The sequence below is a fragment of the Sulfurimonas aquatica genome (assembly GCF_017357825.1).
Lineage (GTDB): Bacteria > Campylobacterota > Campylobacteria > Campylobacterales > Sulfurimonadaceae > Sulfurimonas > Sulfurimonas aquatica.
In genome coordinates this window covers 572,354-593,679 of the sequence record NZ_CP046072.1, presented here as the reverse complement: position 1 = coordinate 593,679, position 21,326 = coordinate 572,354, and the positions used below count along the sequence as shown (strand labels likewise).

The 21,326-nt window shown below is 34.6% G+C and carries 22 protein-coding genes; 13 read left to right on the top strand and 9 right to left on the bottom strand.

Features of this window, described 5'->3' with window-relative positions; all coding sequences use genetic code 11:
- Positions 1-149: 149 nt before the first annotated feature.
- Together GJV85_RS02890 and GJV85_RS02885 are read left to right on the top strand one after the other, a co-directional pair.
- Positions 150-485 (top strand): group III truncated hemoglobin, encoded by a 336-nt coding sequence (locus GJV85_RS02890; protein WP_207562377.1) that lies wholly within the window; start codon positions 150-152, stop codon positions 483-485.
- A 367-nt stretch (positions 486-852) separates the two neighbouring features.
- Entirely contained in the window at positions 853-1,161 is a 309-nt protein-coding gene (locus GJV85_RS02885; RefSeq protein ID WP_207562376.1) for a hypothetical protein, read from the top strand.
- Positions 1,162-1,328: 167 nt separating this feature from the next.
- On the opposite strand, the gene GJV85_RS02880 is transcribed toward GJV85_RS02885, so the two are convergent.
- The 3 genes from GJV85_RS02880 to serB form a co-directional block, all read right to left on the bottom strand.
- Positions 1,329-1,667 (bottom strand): cytochrome C, encoded by a 339-nt coding sequence (locus GJV85_RS02880; protein ID WP_207562375.1) that lies wholly within the window; start codon positions 1,665-1,667, stop codon positions 1,329-1,331.
- A gap of 106 nt (positions 1,668-1,773) precedes the next feature.
- The gene (locus GJV85_RS02875; RefSeq protein ID WP_207562374.1) at positions 1,774-2,094 is read right to left on the bottom strand and encodes a hypothetical protein; all 321 of its coding nucleotides are present in this window, start codon (positions 2,092-2,094) and stop codon (positions 1,774-1,776) included.
- A 1-nt stretch (position 2,095) separates the two neighbouring features.
- Positions 2,096-2,719 (bottom strand): phosphoserine phosphatase SerB, encoded by a 624-nt coding sequence (gene serB / locus GJV85_RS02870; RefSeq protein WP_207562373.1) that lies wholly within the window; start codon positions 2,717-2,719, stop codon positions 2,096-2,098.
- 56 nt (positions 2,720-2,775) lie between these two features.
- Here serB and GJV85_RS02865 point away from each other — a divergent pair, with 56 nt between their 5' ends.
- From GJV85_RS02865 to GJV85_RS02830, 8 genes are all read left to right on the top strand, one after another.
- A complete protein-coding gene (locus GJV85_RS02865; protein ID WP_207562372.1) occupies positions 2,776-3,687 on the top strand; it encodes a methylenetetrahydrofolate reductase in 912 nt (303 codons plus the stop codon).
- A gap of 23 nt (positions 3,688-3,710) precedes the next feature.
- Positions 3,711-4,961: a serine--tRNA ligase gene (gene serS / locus GJV85_RS02860; protein ID WP_207562371.1), complete on the top strand. Its 1,251-nt coding sequence runs from the start codon at positions 3,711-3,713 to the stop codon at positions 4,959-4,961.
- A gap of 198 nt (positions 4,962-5,159) precedes the next feature.
- Positions 5,160-6,392 (top strand): AAA family ATPase, encoded by a 1,233-nt coding sequence (locus GJV85_RS02855; protein WP_207562370.1) that lies wholly within the window; start codon positions 5,160-5,162, stop codon positions 6,390-6,392.
- 1 nt (position 6,393) lies between these two features.
- On the top strand, positions 6,394-7,860 hold the full coding sequence (locus GJV85_RS02850) for an ankyrin repeat domain-containing protein (RefSeq protein ID WP_207562369.1): 1,467 nt from the start codon (positions 6,394-6,396) through the stop codon (positions 7,858-7,860).
- Positions 7,850-9,424: a VWA-like domain-containing protein gene (locus GJV85_RS02845; protein ID WP_207562368.1), complete on the top strand. Its 1,575-nt coding sequence runs from the start codon at positions 7,850-7,852 to the stop codon at positions 9,422-9,424. Before GJV85_RS02850 ends, GJV85_RS02845 begins: the two co-directional genes overlap by 11 nt.
- Before the next feature lie 51 nt (positions 9,425-9,475).
- On the top strand, positions 9,476-9,838 hold the full coding sequence (gene trxA / locus GJV85_RS02840; RefSeq protein WP_207562367.1) for a thioredoxin: 363 nt from the start codon (positions 9,476-9,478) through the stop codon (positions 9,836-9,838).
- A gap of 71 nt (positions 9,839-9,909) precedes the next feature.
- A complete protein-coding gene (locus tag GJV85_RS02835; protein ID WP_207562366.1) occupies positions 9,910-10,128 on the top strand; it encodes a hypothetical protein in 219 nt (72 codons plus the stop codon).
- 242 nt (positions 10,129-10,370) lie between these two features.
- A complete protein-coding gene (locus GJV85_RS02830) occupies positions 10,371-11,573 on the top strand; it encodes an IS256 family transposase (RefSeq protein WP_207561025.1) in 1,203 nt (400 codons plus the stop codon).
- A gap of 44 nt (positions 11,574-11,617) precedes the next feature.
- Here GJV85_RS02830 and GJV85_RS02825 read toward each other — a convergent pair whose 3' ends face one another.
- Both GJV85_RS02825 and GJV85_RS02820 read right to left on the bottom strand, forming a co-directional pair.
- Positions 11,618-13,906, bottom strand: coding sequence for a bifunctional diguanylate cyclase/phosphodiesterase (locus GJV85_RS02825; protein WP_207562365.1), 2,289 nt, complete (start codon positions 13,904-13,906; stop codon positions 11,618-11,620).
- Positions 13,907-14,450: 544 nt separating this feature from the next.
- Positions 14,451-14,627: a hypothetical protein gene (locus GJV85_RS02820; protein ID WP_207562364.1), complete on the bottom strand. Its 177-nt coding sequence runs from the start codon at positions 14,625-14,627 to the stop codon at positions 14,451-14,453.
- 249 nt (positions 14,628-14,876) lie between these two features.
- On the opposite strand from GJV85_RS02820, the gene GJV85_RS02815 reads away from it, so the two are divergent.
- Together GJV85_RS02815 and GJV85_RS02810 are read left to right on the top strand one after the other, a co-directional pair.
- Positions 14,877-15,245 carry a hypothetical protein gene (locus GJV85_RS02815; protein WP_207562363.1) on the top strand — a complete coding sequence of 123 codons (369 nt, stop codon included), beginning with the start codon at positions 14,877-14,879 and terminating at the stop codon, positions 15,243-15,245.
- Between the two features lie 20 nt (positions 15,246-15,265).
- The gene (locus GJV85_RS02810; protein WP_207562362.1) at positions 15,266-15,526 is read left to right on the top strand and encodes a hypothetical protein; all 261 of its coding nucleotides are present in this window, start codon (positions 15,266-15,268) and stop codon (positions 15,524-15,526) included.
- Between the two features lie 41 nt (positions 15,527-15,567).
- Here the strand turns inward: GJV85_RS02810 and GJV85_RS02805 are convergent, their stop codons facing one another.
- Genes GJV85_RS02805 through GJV85_RS02795 form a run of 3 tightly spaced genes read right to left on the bottom strand, consistent with a single transcriptional unit; the run spans position 15,568 to position 17,736 of the window.
- Positions 15,568-16,488 (bottom strand): LLM class flavin-dependent oxidoreductase, encoded by a 921-nt coding sequence (locus tag GJV85_RS02805; RefSeq protein ID WP_207562361.1) that lies wholly within the window; start codon positions 16,486-16,488, stop codon positions 15,568-15,570.
- A gap of 6 nt (positions 16,489-16,494) precedes the next feature.
- Entirely contained in the window at positions 16,495-17,043 is a 549-nt protein-coding gene (locus tag GJV85_RS02800) for a thioredoxin family protein (protein WP_207562360.1), read from the bottom strand.
- Positions 17,044-17,073: 30 nt separating this feature from the next.
- Complete coding sequence (locus GJV85_RS02795) at positions 17,074-17,736, bottom strand: NAD(P)H-dependent oxidoreductase (RefSeq protein ID WP_207562359.1); 663 nt, start codon at positions 17,734-17,736, stop codon at positions 17,074-17,076.
- A gap of 100 nt (positions 17,737-17,836) precedes the next feature.
- On the opposite strand from GJV85_RS02795, the gene GJV85_RS02790 reads away from it, so the two are divergent.
- Entirely contained in the window at positions 17,837-18,184 is a 348-nt protein-coding gene (locus tag GJV85_RS02790; protein WP_207562358.1) for a winged helix-turn-helix transcriptional regulator, read from the top strand.
- A 36-nt stretch (positions 18,185-18,220) separates the two neighbouring features.
- Here the strand turns inward: GJV85_RS02790 and GJV85_RS02785 are convergent, their stop codons facing one another.
- The gene (locus GJV85_RS02785) at positions 18,221-21,325 is read right to left on the bottom strand and encodes an efflux RND transporter permease subunit (RefSeq protein WP_207562357.1); all 3,105 of its coding nucleotides are present in this window, start codon (positions 21,323-21,325) and stop codon (positions 18,221-18,223) included.
- Position 21,326 lies beyond the last annotated feature (1 nt).

Genomic DNA, 21,326 nt, shown 5'->3' with positions numbered 1-21,326 from the left:
ACTCACTCCAATCCCTATTTAATTTTTGCTATAATTTCAAAAAATTATCTCTACCTTTTTTATACTAATGTATTTATAGATGATTTGTGACTAAAGGATAAAATATAGAACTTCAAAAGAGTATTAACCGAGAAAACTTAAGAGTTCTAATGACTCTGTTTTATAAAAAAACTATTGCAGATGATATGATAGGCCCTTTTTTTATTCATGAACTTGGTCCAGATATTACAAATGAAGACTGGGAATACCATATAGGATTGCTAGTAGATTTTTGGATGGCTTCTTTGTTAGATGAAGGCCCTTATTGGGGTAATCCATCTGGTGCTCACTTTGGCATAGCCCATTTAACAAGAGAGAGTTTTATGCGTTGGATAGAACTCTTTTCTGCTACTGCTGATGAAATCTACACTCCAGAAATTTCTACCCGCTTTAAAGAAGAGGGTGTTATCTTTGCAAATCGTTTTATGGATGACTTAGGAATTTAAAAAAGTCATCATATCTCTTAACTATCTTTCTTCAAACATTTTTTTCTTCTTAATTATTTACATTGATATCAAATTTTATATTATTACTTTAACATATTGAGTTACAATTAAATAGCAAGCGGAGATTGAGCTTAATCTTTTAGATAAAAGCTTAATTTAGTACTATTTAGAGCATAAAACTTTTAAGACTATGCTCAAGGTGATTTTGGAGAACTATGGAAAAAGAACTCAACAAATAAATCAAAAGTTATAGGAAAGTTAGTTGCACCTTCTATCCAATAGTTTAGAAAAGATAGACTCTGCAGATATGGGGAGTTTCACTCCTCTATGTTTATTTATAAATAAACACTCATATCGGAGAAATACTATGTTAGATGCACATAAAGAAACACTAGAGGCGGTTGTTGGAATTATAGATAATGTTGGCGTAAATCCTGATGTACAAATTGATTATTATATTCCTGAAGTTTTAATGACAGTAGAAAATCGTAATGTATCTGATGACCCATATATTCAGTTTACATATGAAGCAAATGGACAACGACCACAAGTACAATACATGCCACTAAAAGGACCAAATCTTGAAAAAGAACCTCAAGATTTAGCAAATTTAATCACATTTTCAATTGCTCAGTTTACAGAAGAGATTGATTCTACTTTTTACGGGGCACAATAAATATTTACTATAAAGTTTTAGGTAACTAAAGCTTTATGGTGTAAAAGTTATACTAACACTAAATTGCTTTTTAATTTAAAAGATTTTGTTTTGATTTTTAGATATCTAAGGAAGTAAGTAGAGTAGATCTTTTAAGAGCATAAAGCTCTTAAAAAAGTTGTTTTAGATTAACCACAAGATGGAACTTCACCATCAGAAGCATATTTCCAAACGAAGTCATATACATTTGTAATATCTTTTTCTTTCATTTTTTTGAACTTTTTAGCACCGCTTGGACAGATTGTCTTCCACTCATCCATAAGTTTTCCAGAAGCTTTTAAATCTTCCCAAGACTTACGATCATGCTTAGTTGCGAAAACAGCACCGTTTTTAAGACCATCTTTTTTACAAACTTTTAACTTTTTAAGGTAGTATTTTTGACCTTTTTTAGCGTCAGCCATTGCACTTGTAGTGAAAACTGATCCTGCTACCATTGCAGCTAGTAATAACGAAGTTGTTTTTTTCATTTAGATTTCCTTTTAATAATATACTATTGATATCCTACAATCTATTATATAAATAATTGATTAATCGTAATGCATGATTTAGAAACTTTAGTTTAAAGTTTCTAAATTACCCCTCTCTTGTTCTAGACGATTCTTTAAAGTCTAGTCTTGTTTTGTCTTGTTTTAGTTTTTTATAAAGTTTAAACTTCGCTTTTTCTAAGGCTGCATCATCGTAAGAAAACTCTTTTTTCAAAGTGTCATCACCAACGTTTGCACAGTCCATAGCGAAAAGTTTGAGTTCTTTTTTTGTAAGCTTAGCTTTTAAAACGCTATATAACTCTTTATCTTCAACTAGTAAATCAATCTCATCAATAATACAAAATTCAGATATATATCTTCTAAAACTATTGTCTTTGTGGTGTTGTCTCCAAACTGTACTATCTAACATATTATATTTTCTCCAGTATTTGAGTCAAATCTTTAGTTTTTATAACTATGTTTGCCTCTTTTTCTAAAATCTCTCTAGCGCAAAACGCCACTCTTGTTCCGGCATGCGCAAACATACTTAAATCATTTGCGCCATCACCACATACTAACGTCTCTTCTTCACTAACGCCAAGGATCTTCTGTAAACGCTGTAACATGTCGCCCTTAGAGTGAGAGAACATCATATCTCCACCAACAAGACCAGTAAGTTTTCCATCTTTTTCATGTAAAACATTTGAAAAATCCGCATCGTATCCGAGTATATCTTTTGCATATCCAGTCGCAGTTCTAAAACCACCGCTAAAACATACTACTTTTACGCCCTTAGCTTTAAGTGCGGCAATAGTCTCTATGGCGCCTGGCATATAAGGGAGGTTTTGACTTATCTTCTGCACAACTGAAAAGTCTAGACCTTTTAAAAGCCCTACTCTTTGCTGAAGCGACTCAAAAAAGTCTAGTCTTCCACTCATCGCTTCTTCAGTAATACGAGCTACTTCTTCACCTATTCCAAGTTCCTCAGCGAAAAAGTCGATAGTCTCGCCATCCATCAACGTAGAATCAAAATCAAAAACTGCTAATTTCAACATATATTTTTTCTCTCTTTGTTATAATGTCGCAATTATATCCAAAGAGGACTTTATATTTGTTTGACACTCTTATAGAAAAACTAAATAGTGGTACGTATATCACTCTAGAGACGACTCCCGGTCACTCACCTGTTTTTAAACCAACCATAGAAAAAATAGCGGCTTTAGAACTTGACAAATACGTAGACGCTTTTTCAACAACGGACAATCCACTAGCAAAACTAAAGTACAACGCTCTTTTTGCCGCTAAGATGCTTCAAGAAAGATTTGACAAACCAGTTATTGCAACAATGGCGATGAGAGATAGAAATAAAATCGCTCTGCAATCAGACTTGCTTGGCGCTAATGAAGTAGATATCAGAGCCATACTAGCGCTTACTGGCGATCCTGCCACTATGAGTGACCAACCTCATACAAAAGGCGTTTTTGAGGGTGACAGTTCTTTACTCCTTGACATCATCTCTGCGTTTAACGCAGGAATGGACCATGCAGGTAAGCCGTTATCGCCTGAGCCACAAAAAATAATTCCGTTTGCGGTTGTAAATGCTTATGCAAAAAACCCAAAAACATTACAGAAGAAGATACAAAAAAAGATAAAACATGGTGCACAGGGAATCATAACGCAACCTGTTTACGACATAGAGAGTGCAAAACTTCTTTTAGAGCTTAAAGAAAACGCAAACAGAGAGTGTTGTCCTGACAAGAAAAAAGGAGAGCTGATCTTCGGTGTCTTTCCTATCACAAAACTCCGTACTGCTCAGTTTCTATCCGCTCATGTGCCGGGTATAAATGTTCCAGATATATGGCTAGAAAAACTTCGCGTAGCAAATACTAAGGGACCTGAGGAAGAGTACAAAGTTGGATTTGATCTTAGTAAAACTCTTTTTGATGAGTTAAAAGTTCTTCATCCAAAGATACACCTCATGACAGCGAACCAGTTTCAAGTAGCAAAAGATATACTAAAATAACTAGATAATAAGTAAGGGAAAAAATGATTGATTTAAAACTACTCCAAAAAGATTTTCAAAGCGTTAGTGCGAAACTTATAAGAAAAGGTGTGAGCACAGAGCTTCTTGAAGAGCTTAAAGCAAAAAATGAAGAGCTAAAAGTAGCTAAAGTAGCTTACGAGACTCTTCAAGCTGCACAAAATGCTATGAGTAAAGAGTTTGGCGTTTATAAACGCGAGGGTAAAGACATAGCAGAACTTAAGGCTCGAGTAGATGAGAACAAAGTAAAAGTTGCAGAAGCTATAGAAGTGCAACGAACTGCTACTGAAGCACTAGAGAGTCTTGCTATGGCAGTACCAAATATGCCAGATGATTCTGTTCCAGATGGCAAAGATGAAGAGGATAATATAGAGTTAAAGAAAGTTTTAACGCCAAAAGAGTTTAGCTTCCCTCCAAAAGAGCACTGGGAGTTAGCAGAGCAAAATGGATGGATAGATTTTGAACGTGGCGTTAAGTTAGCTACTTCGCGTTTTAGCGTTTCATTTGGTATGGGGGCGAGACTTGAACGTGCGCTCATAAACTTCATGCTTGACTTTAATCGTAGTCGTGGTTTTGATGAAGTAAGTGTTCCAGCACTTGTTAATCGCACTGCACTAGAAGGTACTGGTCAACTTCCAAAGTTTGAAGACGACTTATATAAGATGGACGGGCAAGAGCTTTTTCTCATCCCAACTGCTGAAGTTCCAGTAACAAATCTTTACCAAGATGAGATTTTAGCAGAAGATGAACTTCCTAAAAAAATGACTGCTTATACGTCATGTTTTAGAAAAGAAGCAGGCGCGGCAGGACGTGACACCCGTGGCATGATAAGACAACACCAGTTTCACAAAGTTGAGCTTGTGGCTATAGTTAAACCAGAAGAGAGTGAGAAAATATTTGAGGAGATGGTAACATGTGCGTCAGACATCTTAACTGCGTTAGAGTTACCTCATCGCCTTGTAAACCTTTGTACTGGTGATCTAGGATTTGGTGCTGCATATACTACAGACATCGAAGTTTGGCTACCAGGACAAGCAACATACAGAGAAATCTCCTCAATCTCTAACACAAGAGATTTCCAAGCTCGTCGCGCAAAAATAAGATACAAAGATGGAAAGAAAAACAGCTTTGTAAATACGCTAAACGGTAGTTCTCTTGCTGTCGGTCGTACGCTTGTAGCTATCATGGAAAACAATCAAAACGAAGATGGAAGTATAGATATTCCTGAAGTTTTAAAACCTTATTTAGGGATGTAATCTTCTCTTTTTCTAGTAAACAGGCAGATTAAACTGCCTATTTACTGCCACTTATATTACTACTTTAAATCTTCAAAATACATAGATTTTTATTTACTTCATTCTTCATTTAATTTCCACTAATATTTATCGCTGAGCTAGTATAGGGCTTTTAAAGGTGCACTTTAATAAAATAGCATAAAAGATAGAGGAACATAGATGAACATTAGTTTTTCACATTTAGATATATACAAAGAATCCCAAATTGTCCCCTATTTAGAGGGTGAGTCTGGGATAGGTAAGACATCGATTATAGAGCAGTATGCTGCGTCAAAAGAGATGGATTGTATCATTATGGGAGTGGCTTCTTTAGATCATATAGAGTTTTACGGTAGGACAGTTTCAACAGATATTGTAGCAGGCTTTAATGATCAAAAATTTACTGTATTTAAGAAGTCTATACCTAACTGGGTATCAACAATACTTCACAATGATAAAAACAATAAAGAAACACTTCTTTTTATAGATGAGCTCAACCGTGCGGAGCCACAAAATCTTCAAAGTTTAATGAACCTAATACTTAAAAGAGAGTTTGGATCTGATAGCATTAAATTACCAGAGTCTTTGTTTATTGTCTGTGCTGGTAATCCCGTAGATGACGGTAATTACCTTGTTGAGTCACTTGACAAGGCTATGCTAAGTCGAATGGCCATCGTAAAGGTTAAAGCTACGCTTGAGGCATGGAAAAAGAGTTATGCTCTTTTGTATGATAAGAAAAACAATAGACAAAGGGTTCACCCCTTAATCATTAGCTACCTTGATAATAATCGTTCTGACTTTTTACTTCAAAGCAATGAGGATGATATGAGTGATCCAGGAATGGATCCAAGAAGATGGGATATGATTTCTAGACTACTATACTCTTATGAGAAAAACAGTACAAGTGATAATAACTTACTAAGCCTTTTATCTACCGTATCTAGTAAAGATGTTACACCTAAACTTGTTAACTATCTTAAGAGCTCTAAAGTTTTGGTATTTAGCAAAATTCAAGAGCAACTTACAGAATTTTTACACTTACATAAAGAAAAAGACTTCAATGCATATTTAGTAAATGAAAAGAATGATACTTCTCATTATGATGAACTTATAGAGTCAATACAATCCCAATTGAATCGTGCTCAACCCGTAACTCAGATGAATATTCTTAGCTCTTGCTTCTTCGCCCTAGAAGCTAAGAGTGTAAGCGATGATATATTTGCAATTATGCTTAATATAAGTTCTGAGGAACACATTATGTCAATAAAAGTTGGTATCGATGAGGCTCAAACTTATATAGATAAGGTAGATGAAAAATATAACTTAGGGGTTAATGAGAGAGTATCTAATGGTTTGGTGAAACATATATATAAAACCAATCCCTATGTAGCAGAACTCCTTCGAGGACAATAATATGACACCATCTTACCTTCATGAAAATCTCATGCAAGCGTGTGAAAATGCCAATATAGACGAGGTCAAACGGTGGCTAGCTCTTGGTGCTGATGTAAACTTAAATATACACCTTCCGAAGAATGCCTTAGATACAGCTGTACAAACAGGCAATGACCAAATTATTAATCTACTCTTAGAGTCTGGCGCTACAGTAAAAGAGTATGTGCTTCAAAAATCAATAGAAAAAGACAAAAAATATTTGCATCTTTTAATTCCAAACGTGGAAGCGTGTAAGGATGAGAAACTTCTTAGGGGAATGCTTCTCGCCGCCATTAACATAGGTGATTTAGACCTCGCAAAGCAAGCAATTGAGCAAGGTGTAAAACCAGCTTCATTGTTTTTATATTCTATTTTAACGATTGCTAGTGTAGAAATATTACAATTGTTAATTGAAAATGGTTTTAATATACATGCCGATACAAACAAAATTTTAACCAAATGGATGGGTTCCTCTCCAATAAACTGGCATGGAGAGACAAAGAATAAAAGGCATGATCTATTACAATTTATCATTGAGTATTATCTAGAAAGACCTAACTTTATAGAAGGGTTTAAATCTTGGAATGAATCAGACAAATCACGTTTGTTTAGAATGGGATTAGACACTAATAATTTGAACATGATGAAGTTTTCGGTTTTAATAGGGGTAAACAAAAATGAATCGCTTAATTCTGTACTTAGTCAATACTACTCAAAAACACAAGACAATAAAGATGTAAACGTTAACGACGAGATAATCGAATATATTTTAAACTCAAATATCATATTTAATAAGATAATCATTGCAAACGCAGTATGTTTTAACTATACTAAAATTTTGAGTGTTCTCAGCCATATGGATGATTTAGAATATGCCTATGAAATAGCCTATAGCTATGAAAATGACTCCTTGCAAAAGTATTTTATTGACAAAGGTGTTTCTAAACAAGCACAACACTTTGCTAAGATGAAAGTTTCTGCCACTAAAGGAAATCTTAAAGACTTACGACAGGCCGTTAATAATGGTGCAAATCTAGACCTATTGGGCACTGATGTTATTGTCGAAATCATAAATGAAAATCATGTAGAAATACTAAAATATCTTCATGCCTCAGGTATAGAGTTTAACGGGTCGTATAATGAGCACCTAAATAAGGCAATGAATGCTCACCATGCCTATGAAAGCATAAGCTACCTCATAGAATTAGGTCTTGATATAACCAGTATAAGAAACTTATCACTAGAGTACAGGGTAAAATACCCCTCCTTTTCTGATATGTGGGAAAAAAAAATTCGAAATATCTTTAATTACACTATTTATTTAGTAACAGAAGTTTACCCAAGGCGAGAAGGCAAAAAAAAAGAAGATGTCCTAGAAAAAATTGCAGAGTTTTCAACACTGCCTTATGTTATAAAAATGTCTGAGGCTGCATCACTTGAACAGTAATCAAGACTACCTCTACTCTATGAAAACCATTGAGTCTATCATTGCTAATCCTGATAGTAGTTGGAAAACACTATTTAAAGAGATGATTATTTCTATGATAGCTTCTAATACAAATGAGTTGCTTTGGTATGCAAATTTTCTAAGCAGGTGTGAATATGAATTTCACTTTGATGAATCATTTGTTTCATCTGTTTATTTTAATGGGAAAAATTTTGTTATTGTCGTAAATCCAGTGATACTTGGAGTCATTCATAAAGACCAAATCATTGCCATACTTAAACATAGTGCGGGACATATAATTAACCATCACTTTGCTCGAGGAAACTACGACAACAGCATAAATAAAGAAGCGATTGAAACAGCAAAAGATATAGTAATTAATGGATGTAGAGAGGTTCCTTATATTAAAGACCTACCTCGTACTGGTAGCTATAAAGATTCGCCTATTGCAACACTTTTTTATCAGTCTCTTTTTCAAAAGTACCAAATCGAAACTTATGAGGTTGGTAGAGAGTTTGAATATTATGTAGAGCTGATACAAGAAGCTATAAAAGAAGGTTCTTCTAAAGAAGCGCAAGACAATAATGAATCATCTAACAATGACTTAGATAATAGCTCTCATGATGAGATAGATATACCATCAGATACTTCCTCAGACAAAGATGACAACAGTAACCCCTTAAGCAATGGCCAAGAAGATGATGCACAAGACACAGATGAAAAGAGTGAATCATCCCAAAAAAAAGATGAGATAAGTACAGAGTCAAAATCTTTATCTCATAAAACCTTAGAAGCCTTGAAAAATGGTGAGTGTAAGATGGATAACCATGAGTATGGTCAACAGCTTCAAGAAGCTGTTGAACTTAATGATAATGTATTAAACTCTTTTATGGATAGCACATTAAATGAGATGATACATGATTCAACAGACTTTGCAAGAGGTTTTACACCTGGTGTTGCAACTGGGGCGTTAAGTAACATTAAAAAAAAGAACTCACACAAAGATTGGAAAAAGATACTTAACAAAAAGATGCGAAACTCCTTAAATAATTCTACACGCTACAGAGAACCAAATAAGTCGAGACAACATCCCATTTTCCAAGATGATTTAGACTTATATGGATATAGCTACACAAAGCAACCTAAACTAGCCGTTGTACTTGATGTGTCAGGTTCTGTTGATGACAAACTTCTTGCTTCTTTGATGTCTGAAGTCCAAGCCATCCAGAGAAGATATTCTATTAAGAGTGTTACCCTGGTGCAAGTTGACACCGAGGTAAAAAACATAGAAAAGTTTGGATTTCGAGACAAGTTCATAAAGAGACAAGGTAGTGGTGGAACCATAATGGAACCAGGTTTTAAGGCCTTATTAGAACAATCAAGTCGTGATATACCTGATATGATAATATGTGCTACAGATGGAGATATAGAAAAAAGTTTTGAACATGTTAAAATCCCAAATAAAGTACAGGTAATTTGGCTTATTGAGGAAAAAGGCAGATTATTGTTTGATGTAAGTAAATACTCAAAACAGCAGATGCATGTTATTATGTTTTCTGTGTAAGACAAAAACAATGCGTCAAATCATACGCTAATTAAGAATAAAGGATAGACTATGGCTTATATAGATTTAACAACTAAAAATTTTAATGAAGTTCTGGATAATAACGAAATCGTGATAATTGACTTTTGGGCAGAGTGGTGTGGACCTTGTCAAAAGTTTGCCCCGATATTTGAAGAGTCATCGGAGCATCACTCGGACGTAGTTTTTGCTAAAATTGACACAGAGGATCAGTCTGTTATCGCCCAACATTATGGGGTTATCTCAGTTCCTACTGTAATGATTATGAGAGATGGTATTATTGTTATTAATCATGAAGGAACTTTGACAGAGGCCGCGATTTATGAACTTATTACGCATGTCAGGTGCCTTGATATGGATAAGGTTCGCGAAGATTTAGATAACAATGAAGAGTGAGAGAAATAAATTTAGAAAAGTTTGGATATCGAGACAAGTTCATAAAGAGACAAGGTAGTGGTGGAACCATAATGAAACCAGGCTTTATGGCCTTATTAGAACAATCAAGTCGTGATATACCTGATATGATAATATGTGCTACAGATGGAGATATAGAAAAAAGTTTTGAACATGTTAAAATCCCAAATAAAGTACAGGTAATTTGGCTTATTGAGGAAAAAGGCAGATTATTGTTTGATGTAAGTAAATACTCAAAACAGCACATGCATGTTATTAAGTTTTCTGTGTAAATACTATTTCGAAGAAAAGGGGACCGCCGATACACAAACACCCATCCCTTTATTTCCTGGAGTGTATTTCTAGTAACTTAGATAGTAAGAAAGAGATGTTTTGTTATCACCTTGTAAGAAACGTAACCAAATGGGGTCAGACCCCTAAAGTTAAAAAGTAATAGTGATTAACTGACACCTATTGGGACCGTTTAAAAATCTGTGTCAATCGGGTAAAATAACAATTACTCAAGGACACACAGATGAAGATAGAAATAGATGCAGAGCAATTTGCTCGTGATATAAAGGCTGGTAAGAGTATCAGTGGTAAAGATGGAGCATTAAGCTCTTTAATAAAGCAACTTACAGAAGCTGCTCTCTCCGCAGAAATAGATTCCCATTTAACACAAGATATCTCAAAGAACCGTAAAAATGGCTATGCCACTAAAACTATGAAAAGTGAACATGGTGAATTTGAACTTGATGTTCCAAGAGACCGTAGTGGTAGTTTTGAGCCTGAGATTGTAAAGAAAAATCAACGAACTATGTCAGGTGAGATAGAAGATAAAATACTTGCTCTTTACTCTCATGGTAACAGCTACTCTCAAATAGCAAAGCTTATCGAAGATATTTACGGTGTAGGCTTTTCTAAGGGTGCAATCAGTACAGTAACAGATAAAATAATACCTATGCTTCAAGAGTGGAAAGTTCGTCCTCTTGAAGAAGTATATCCTTTTATATTTTTAGATGCGATTCACTATAAAGTAAAAGAGGATGGAAGATATATCTCAAAAGCATTTTATACCGTTCTCGGTGTCGGCATTGATGGGAAGAAAGAGATACTTGGTCTCTATCTCAATGAGAGTGAAGGTGCTAAGTTCTGGCTACAGGTACTTACTGATTTATCTCATCGTGGTGTTAAAGATATACTCATCGCTTCCGTTGATGGTTTAAAAGGCTTTCCTGAAGCCATAAACTCAGTCTATCCTGACACAGAAGTACAACTCTGTATTGTTCATCAAATCCGAAATTCACTTAAATATGTAGGTTCCGCTAATCAAAAGCAGTTCGCAAAAGAGTTGAAGAAAGTCTATCAAGCCTTTACGAAAGAAGAAGCTGAAATTGAACTCGATAAGCTTGAAGAAAAATGGGGTAAAAAATATCCAATCGTTTTTACTTCTTGGAGAAATAAATGGGATAATCTGTCTGTATATTTTAAATATCCAGCTGATATTAGAAAAGTAATCTATACCACCAATATCATTGAGTCTGTGCATCGACAGTTCAGAACACTGACTAAGACTAAAGGTGCTTTCCCTAATGATAATAGCTTATTAAAATTACTCTATATGGGCATCCAGAATGCCTCAAAAAAATGGACTATGCCAGTTAGAAACTGGAGCTTAACTATCTCTCAACTCTCAATTCACTTTGAGGGGAGATTAGATAAAGCTCTTAATTTATGATACAATTTTAGGAATTACTCGATACTGACACAGATTATTGAACACTACCCACCTATTTTTGTTAAATATTCTATTAAATTATGCTTAGTGAGTGGTTTAGAATAATAATAGCCTTGAAATATATCACAGTTTGCATTCTTTAAAACTTTAATTTGATCTTGACTCTCAACACCTTCAGCAACTATTTTCATGTTAAAGTTTTTGCCAATATTTATTATACTTTCAACTAATATTTTTTCACTTTCATCATAGAGTATCTTATCTACAAAACTCTTATCTATCTTCAACTCAGTAATAGGCAAGTCTCTTAAAATGCTTAATGAAGAGTAACCTGTACCAAAATCATCTAAAGATATCTGTATACCGCTATCACGGATTTCACTTAAAAGAGGTAGTACATAATCTAGATTTTTGATAGATAAGCTTTCTGTTATTTCTAGTGTCAACAAGCCCTTCTCAAAACCAGTCTGCTCTATGTATTTTAATAAATTTGATAAAAAGTCATCTTCCATTAGTTGAATAACAGAAATATTTATAGATAGTTCAAAATAAACACCTAACTCTTCTTGAATACTTTTAATTTCTCTCAAGGAGTGCAACATAATAAAATTACCCAGTTCACGTATAAGACCAGTTTCTTCAGCAATGATTATAAACTTATCTGGTCCTACAAACCCGAGCTTCTTGTTTTCCCATCTGATTAAAGCTTCAACCCCATAGAGTGTTTCATCTGAGTTAATTTGGGGCTGGTAAACCATCCAGAGTTCATCATTTTCTATAGCTCCACGTAACTCACTTTCAATATCAGCATTTATCATATTTGTGTATCTCATTTTTTCTGAAAAAAGACAGTATGAATTTTTACGTTTTTTGGCTTCATACATAGCTGTATCTGAAAGACTTAAAAGCTCCTCAACACTTCTAGCATCTACAGGATACTGTGCTATTCCTACACTCATTCCTATTCTAAACTCTTTATTGTCTATATGGTATATTTTAGATATTAAAACAATTAATTCTGCAACTTGTTGTTCAAGTTCCTTTTCATCAATGCCCTCTTTAAAAACTATAAACTCATCTCCACCTTGTCTAACAAGCATATCTTCACTAGTAAAAAACGATTTTAACCTTTGAGAAACTTCAACTAAAATCTCATCTCCTATAGTATGTCCAAATTTATCATTAATGTTTTTAAAGTTATCCAAGTCTAGATACATTACATAGTACTTATGGGGATGCTTCTTTTTCCATTCTTCTATTTCTGCATACATATAAGTTCGATTTGGTAAACTTGTTAATATATCATGTTGTGCTTGATGAGTAAGTTCTCTGTTTTTTCTTTCTTCAGATGTATTTATATTTCTAAATAAAAAAATAAGGATACTATAACCAATGATAAATATAGCCAAGTTTATAAAAAATATATTAGTAAATTCATTCCATACGTTTTCTTTCTCAATCTCCAAAGATATCCAAAGATGATATCTTTTATTGTATGTTATACCTGCAATCTTATCAATACCAAAAGCATCGGCATGTTCTATGCTAATAACTTCTTCTGTTTCTTCGATAGTATTAAATTTTTTACTATTTTTTCTGATTAACTTATTTTTGATGTTAGCTAGCATCTCAGCAGGAAGAGGATTAGCATAAATACTTTGACTTGAGTTGTCGCTTGTTTCACTATGATACGAGACATATATTTTATGTTGAGAATCGTAGTCTTTTACAATAAGAAGTGCTTTAGCACTAGAGAGTCTTAAGTAGTCAAAATAACCACCGTTTTTAGAATTTAATACAATGGCTGTTGCAACTGCTAAAGTCTTTCCAGAAGAATCCCTTATAGCCTTTCGTAAAGGAATCACCCATTGTTTTAGTTCTGAAGATAAGTAGCCTCTTGAAACAATCATTTGTTTAGACTTAAGTGCCTCTTGAAAGTTTACCGATGTAAGTTCGTTTTTTAATATATTAAATCGATTTTTAAGATTAATACTTGAGGTTTTAAGAAGGATATTACCCTTAGTATCTGCTAAATTAAAATCGACTATGGAAGGATTTTCTTGTATTAGAGTGTTTAATATTTTTGCACTAAGTTTTTCATTCTTGTAGGTGTCATTAGCCATAAGCTTATCACCAAGAACACTTAAAACTGTTTCTTTTTGTAAAAAGTTAGCTTGAACTGATTTTGAGATAATATCAGCATAGTGTTCTATTTCTAGATGATATTTATTTTCAATATTTTTATAGTTTAAGTACAGAAGTAAAATAAATAAAAATACTGCCCCCAGGCTTAGTATCCAAAATACTTTCCAAATATTATTAAATCTTATCATGAGAACATTGTAGCAAAAAAAATTACTATGTGTATATTTTTAGTATATTAATAATAAACTCTTCTTTGAACTTAGTATAGTTCCTTTAATATCCTTAGAAAAAATCTTAGATATACTTCTGAAAAATGAACTATGGGGTCAGACCCCTAAAGTATATTTTATCGCCTGACCCCCTAGATTCCAATAATAAAATAGATATCAAGCAAAGTTATCACTGACAAAAATACTAATAAAAATTTTATATTTAATACCTTACCTATTATTAATCCACTCATATTCTTTCCTTCAATTTTCAGAAATATTAGCATGTCTCCCGGCCTAATCTATAGTTACAAATTTACTTTCAAAATAAAATTTAAATAGTGTAAAACGCTGTAGAGTCAGTAAAATAATTGGGATACGTTTTATTATATCCCCAAGGGTAAATTTTGAGACTTATATTGGGTTGGAGACCTAAAATAAGTGGTGATAGGCATGCCAGGTTATCAGAAAAGTGCAGATTCATGCACAGGGGTGTAATTTAATGATAATATATTAAACTCTTTCATGGATAGCACATTAAATGAAGGAATTTTGTATAAGTATTTTCTTCGATAGCATTCATTGGACTTCCATGTCCTATGAAAAAAGCAGGAGCTTTTTTGGTCTTTTTTGCCAAGAGTGGCATTGTAAAATCTCCTAAGATTAATGCTAATAACTTTAAAAAAACTTTTCTTGTCATAATAACTTCCTAATTATTTAACTAAAATTTCTTTCAACTTAATAGAAATCTTAATTTTATCACTACAGTCAATAAGAGTCTTTAATAAGCATAGAACTTGTTTCAAACTCCATCTTTACCTCTTTTTATTTTCTATTCCTTGATACACACAATACTACTAGTTAGTAATAATTCCACAATGTTCACTACTTTATTTAAGAGGATTATCATAGTATGCTATAATCAAAATACTAATAATAAGGTGATGTTATGGAAATACTATCTTTAAAAACAAAAAAGCAGATCGTACTCTCTAGAATAATTTACGATTATATAATCAATGGACTAAGTGATTCGCTTAGTTCACTATCAGAAGAAGACGTACAGCTTTTTATAATGAGAGTCAATATGCAGGCAATGACCCATGCCATTGATATTTCTCAAGAAGATGAGATAACAGATTTTGATTACTGTTTTGATCAGTTAGGATTATCGTTTAATACTCTGGTACCTTTATCTCAAGTTGAGTTTACGTCTGTGTTTATCGATAATCATATAGACGTTATCCGGACTGAACTGGGTAATGATTTTGAAGATATGGTAACATACTTAAAAAAAATGCAAACAGCAGTTGCTTAAAAACAATACAAAGGATTTACATGAATAATAATGACGTGGAACTTAACGCGAAAGAACTATTTCTTGGTTTAGCGATGGTACTGCACTCAACAGCGGGAAATATAGAAAATCAAAAAATGTCTTACGAAGACGCCAGAGAACTATACACAAAAGTTTTACCTGATATTTCGAGAATGATTTTAGAAGAACATTCAGATGACGAAATGATTTCAGCAGCTAAAAAGATGGGTGCTTTATTAAATGAGATTGCTAAAAGCAAAGGTGTTGAAATTACAGAGTAATGGCAATTAATAGTATAATTACCACAGAAAGTTTTGCTCTTTTAAAATAAAATAAGTACCTCTTGGGCAATCTTTCTTATACTATCTTCCAAATCATCTTCGTTTTTTCTAAACTGTAATCCTATATGATTAACACCTGCTGCTTTCATGGCGTTTAACTCTTCAATCAAACCATTTTTTCCAGTGCTAATCCCAAACCAATGCCTCTTAATAGGCGCATCATCTTCATCAATTTTAAAATCGAGATGAATAAAACTTACATATGGTTTGTCATCGCTTGCGACTTCTCTCCAAAGTTTGACTTGTTTATCATGTTCTTGTGGCGTTCTTGGATAAGCAAGCCAGCCGTTACAATGCTCGCCGATATATGCTGGACTTTGTTGAGCAAGTCCAGCAACAAGAACCTTAGGAGCTGGAGCATGTGGTAAGAGTTGTAGATTATTTGCTCGAAGCATAGATAAATCTTTTTTACCCGTGATAATCTCAAGTGATTTTCTAAATGCTGCACCTCTACTCTCAAAATCTTTTTCAAACAGAGGGTACTCAACAGGTCTATCTCCACTTGCTACTCCAAGTAAAAATCTATTTTCGCTTAGAACTTGCAAAGTATTATACGCTTTCCTGACAAGCCAAGGTTCCCTTAGTGGAAGTACGATAGCCGCACTCCCAAGTAAAATATTTTTTGTATGAGCGGCTAAAAAACCTAAATAAGTAAAGATTTCATAAACCTGAGCGGCATCCCCAAACTTTGGATCATAAAGAGGCACATCCCTAAGCCATGCAGCCCGGTAACCCAACTCATCGACAAGTTTTATAAGTCTTATATGCTCTTGCATATCTGGCACACCTGCAGGCCTGTCACTTTCCTCTCTTTTGAGTATTCCCTTAGAAGACCAGTCATTGTCAAGTGGTAACTCCACTCCAATGGAAAAGCCCTCTGGGGATAATTTATCTATGGACATACTAGTTTACTCTCTCCATTTGATAGAACAGCCCATACTAGGGTATTGCTCTTTTGGGCCATTTCCCGTTTTTGCAATAAGACGCATGGCGTTTAGTAATTCTGGAGTTCGAGATGAAGCGTCACCCATACCTGCATCGTCAAGTCTTCCACGATACTGAAGCTCTCCTTTGGCGCTGAAACCAAAAAAATCTGGAGTACATACAGCACCATACTCTTTACCAACTGACTGATTTTCATCTACTAAATAAGGAAAAGCGAAATCATGTAATTTTGCAAACTTTTTCATGTTTTGAGGAGAATCTTCTTCTACATACTCATAATCGTTTGACATGATTGCAAGAACGTTAACACCTTCATCCATAAGCTGTTTCGTATCCTCAGCTAATCGTTTGGCAACTTGTTGAACATAGGGACAATGGTTACAGATAAAGGCGATTAGTAAACCTTTTTCACCTAAATTATCATGTAGAGAATAACTTTTATCATTAGCGTCTTTTAGCATGAAATCAGGTGCTTTCCATCCAAAATCACATATAGGCGTATCTAGTAACATATTAGTCTCCCTTTTATCATAAATTCTTTATTAATTATACCACTGAGTGATAGAGTCCATCTCTTGTCTTGCTTTTTCTCTGCTTGGTTCATCTTTTCTATAACCAAACGCAAGCATAACTGCAGCACCAAATTCTTCAGTATCAATTTTCAGTTCATCTCGTAAAAAATCCTCTGTTTTTTGTGCATCAAATCCTTCAATAGGACAAGAGTCTATACCCATATAAGCTGCACCTGTCATCATGTTAGCAAGTGGGATGTAAGTTTGCTTTGTAGCCCAGTCAAATAGTGTTCTCTCACTCTCTAATAGTTTAAAATCCTCTTTAATGAACTTTTCATAAAATTGACCATACATTTCTACAACGTCTTGAGGCAGTTGTTTTACGTCTTTTAAGATATGTTCAATGTATTCACTATCATACATCATACTGTTTTTCTTTCTTGAAAGAATAATCATAAAATGACTCGCCGTTGGCAACTGCCCTTGTGCTCCCCATGAAAACTCTTTGAGTTTCTCTCTTAAGACTTCATTTTGAACTATGACAAATTTCCAAGGTTCAAATCCAAACGAACTTGGACTTATTCTTCCAATCTCCAAAATAGCATTAAAATCATCATCACTAATTTTTTTCGTAGAGTCAAACTCTTTACAAGCATGTCTAAATGTCATTGCATCTAAAAATTTATTTTCCATTATATCGCCTTTGTTTTTATTATTGATGCTAGTTTATACTATATATGCTATAATGTCAATAACTATCTAAAAAGATATATACATACTAAAAGGATACTATGTGTCGAAAATTACTTGTAAAGGCAAAGAGTATAACTGCGCGTTTGAATATACTTTAGAGCTAATCAGTGGGAAATGGAAAGGTTTGGTTTTATGGCATTTGCAAGATAAAACACTTCGCTATGGAGAGATAAAAAAAGTACTTGGAAACATCACGCAAAAGATGTTAACCCAAACACTGAGAACTCTTGAAGAAGACCAACTTATAACCCGAAAAGTATACCCTGTGGTACCACCAAAAGTTGAATATACCATTACCGATAGAGGATTAAAGCTAATACCAATATTTGAGCAGTTGATAGAGTGGGGAAGTGATGTCGCTACTCTTGAAGGTGCAGAGTTTCAATAAATAAAACTTAATACAAATTCAGCCCGCTCTATAAAGTTACTCTTTCTTTTCACCTTTGAGCTTAGAGACAAGAATATAAAAAAGTGGAATAAAGACAATAGCCAAGAAAGTTGCAGCTATCATCCCTCCCATAACTCCCGTACCGATTGAGTGACGACTTGCCGCCCCTGCTCCACTACTTATAACCAGAGGAACAACCCCTAAAGTAAACGCTAATGAAGTCATAAGAATAGGACGTAAACGAATCTTCGCCGCTTCAAGTGCCGCATCTATAAGTTTTACTCCTTGTGCTTGTCTTTGCATCGCGAACTCCACAATCAAAATTGCATTTTTAGCAGCAAGCCCAGCTAAAACTAACAAGCCTATCTGAAAATATATGTCATTTTGTGTTCCTCTTAGGTGTGTTGCGACAACAGCACCAAATATTGCAAAGGGGACAGCCATGACAACAGATACCGGCATCAGCCATCTTTCATACTGTGCAGCTAAGATAAGGTACAAAAAGACAATCCCAAATATAAACGCCATGCTTCCTGCACTTGAGATCTGCTTCTCTTGGTAAGCACTTCCCGTCCAACTAATGGTATAACCAGTAGGAAGCACTTCATTTGCAACCTCTTCTATAGCTTTTAGTGCATCCCCAGAGCTATAACCGAGACTAGGCTGTCCTGAGATTTTCGCTGCATTAAAAAGGTTAAAACGCTCTATCAAGTCTGCCCCTACTTTTTGGGTTAGCGTTACAAAAGAGCTTAGAGGAAACATCTCATTTGCTTTTCCTCGCACATAAATTTTTTCTAAATCACTCGGCTCATTTCTAAACTCATTTTTAGCTTGCATACTCACAGTGTATGTTCTACCAAAGAGATTAAAGTCATTGACGTAAAACGAACCAAAAGTAGCGTTTAGTGTTTGATAAATCTCATTTATCGCGACGCCCTTCGACTTTGCTTTTTCTATATCTACACTCACTTCATACTTTGGTATGTTGGCGTTTAGAGTTGTTCTAACGCCACTGAGCTCTTGGCGCTCTTTAGACTTTTTGATGATTTCATTTGCATACTTTTGCAATGTGCTTATATCACCGCCTGTTCTATCTTGTACATAAAATTCAAAACCACCAACGATTCCCATCCCTCGAATAGGAGGAGGTACAACTCCAAAAGAGAAGCCATCACTTGTTGCAAAAAGTTTTTTGTTTAAATCTGCCGCTATTCTCACTGCATGTTGTTCTGGTCTCGTTCGTTGGTCCCAATGAGTTAACTTTACAATAGTTGCCGCAGCATGCGTTCTTAGTGATGAAGTCATAAAGTCACGTCCTGCAAACTGCACGACATTTTTAACATTTTGTGTATCACTTCCTACGATATTATAAATCTCTTTTGTAAGTTCATCTGTTCTACTTAAAGAAGAAGCGGGAGGATTGTAACTAAACACAAATATTGTTCCTTTATCTTCAGCTGGAACAAGTCCTGTACGTAAACCTGTAAATAAATCAAAAGTAATATATATAAGTCCACCAAAGAGTAAAAGACTTAAAAATGCATAGCGAATAGTAAGCTGGACTGCTTTTGTGTACCCATTTGTTGCCCATTCAAAAAAGCGATTGAAACCTCTAAAAAAGAAGTTAGGCTTTTTATGAGTAGGTTTAAGTAAAACAGCACACAGAGCGGGAGTAAGTGTAAGTGCAACAAATCCTGAAATAGCTAGAGATATTACGATAGTAACAGCAAACTGTCTATACATCTCACCACTTAGACCTCCTAAAAATGCTACTGGAATAAAAACAGCAGAGAGAACAAGTACGATAGCGACAAGTGCCCCTGAAACCTCTTTCATTGCTTGCATAGAAGCATCAAATGGGCTCATGCCCTCATCGATGTGCCGCTCAACATTTTCAATAACTATAATAGCATCGTCCACCACTATTCCAATGGCTAAAACAAGTCCAAAAAGAGTGAGAAGGTTAATACTAAACCCTAAAATATACATCCCTGCGAATGCACCGACTATGGAAACCGGAACTGCTAAAATAGGAATAAGCGTCGCCCTCCAGTTTTGTAAAAATAAAAATATAATCAGAATTACTAAGATAAGCGCTTCGATGAAAGTCTTAATAACTTCATTTATAGAGACTTGGATAAAATCCGTAATATCATAAGGTATTTTATACTCAAGACCACTCACGAAGTTTGCACTAACATCTTGCATGGCTTTACGAACTTCCTTAGCCGTTTCAATGGCATTTGCCTCACTTTGTAAAAATATACCTATTGGAATCGCTGGAGAATTATTAAGTTTAGTTTTCATGTCATAGCTTTGTGAACCTAACTCTATAGTCGCCACATCTTTGAGTTTAAGAGCACTTCCATCTTCATTTGCTCTTATGATTATGTTTGCAAATTCTAAAGGGTCACTCAAACGCGAAGGTGTCTCTATAGTGTAGGTAAACATCTCATGATTAGAAACTGGCTCAGCAGCTATTTTACCCGCTGCATACTGCTCATTTTGCTCTCGAATACTATCTATAAGGTCTGTAACGCTAAGTGAGTACTTCTTAAGTTTTAAAGGGTCAATCCATACACGAATGGCATAATCTTTAGCACCAAAAATCTGAACATCACCCACACCCTTTACTCTTTTTAAATCATCCACTACATTCATAAGTGCATAGTTAGATATGTACGTTATATCTCTACTGTCATCTGGTGAGTTTAAAATTACAACCTGTAACATATCAGGTGAGCGCTCATTTACGCTTACACCTTGGCGACTTACCTGTTCTGGTAACTTTGAAAGAGCAGATTGTACTCTGTTGTTCACATCAATTTTTGCACTATCTGGATCAGTTCCTATTTCAAAATAAACACTAATACTGAGCATTCCACTATCTGATGAGACTGAATTCATATAGAGCATATTTTTTGCGCCGTTTATCTCTTGTTCAAGTGGTGCGGCTACTGTTTGAGATATAGTTTGAGCACTTGCACCAGGATACATTGTAGTGACTACAATCTGTGGTGGAGATACCCTAGGATATTCAGAAATAGGAAGCGAAAAAATCGAAATTCCTCCTGCGAGCAGAATGATAATAGAGATAACCGATGCAAAAATTGGCCTCTTTATAAAAAATGCAGAAAACATA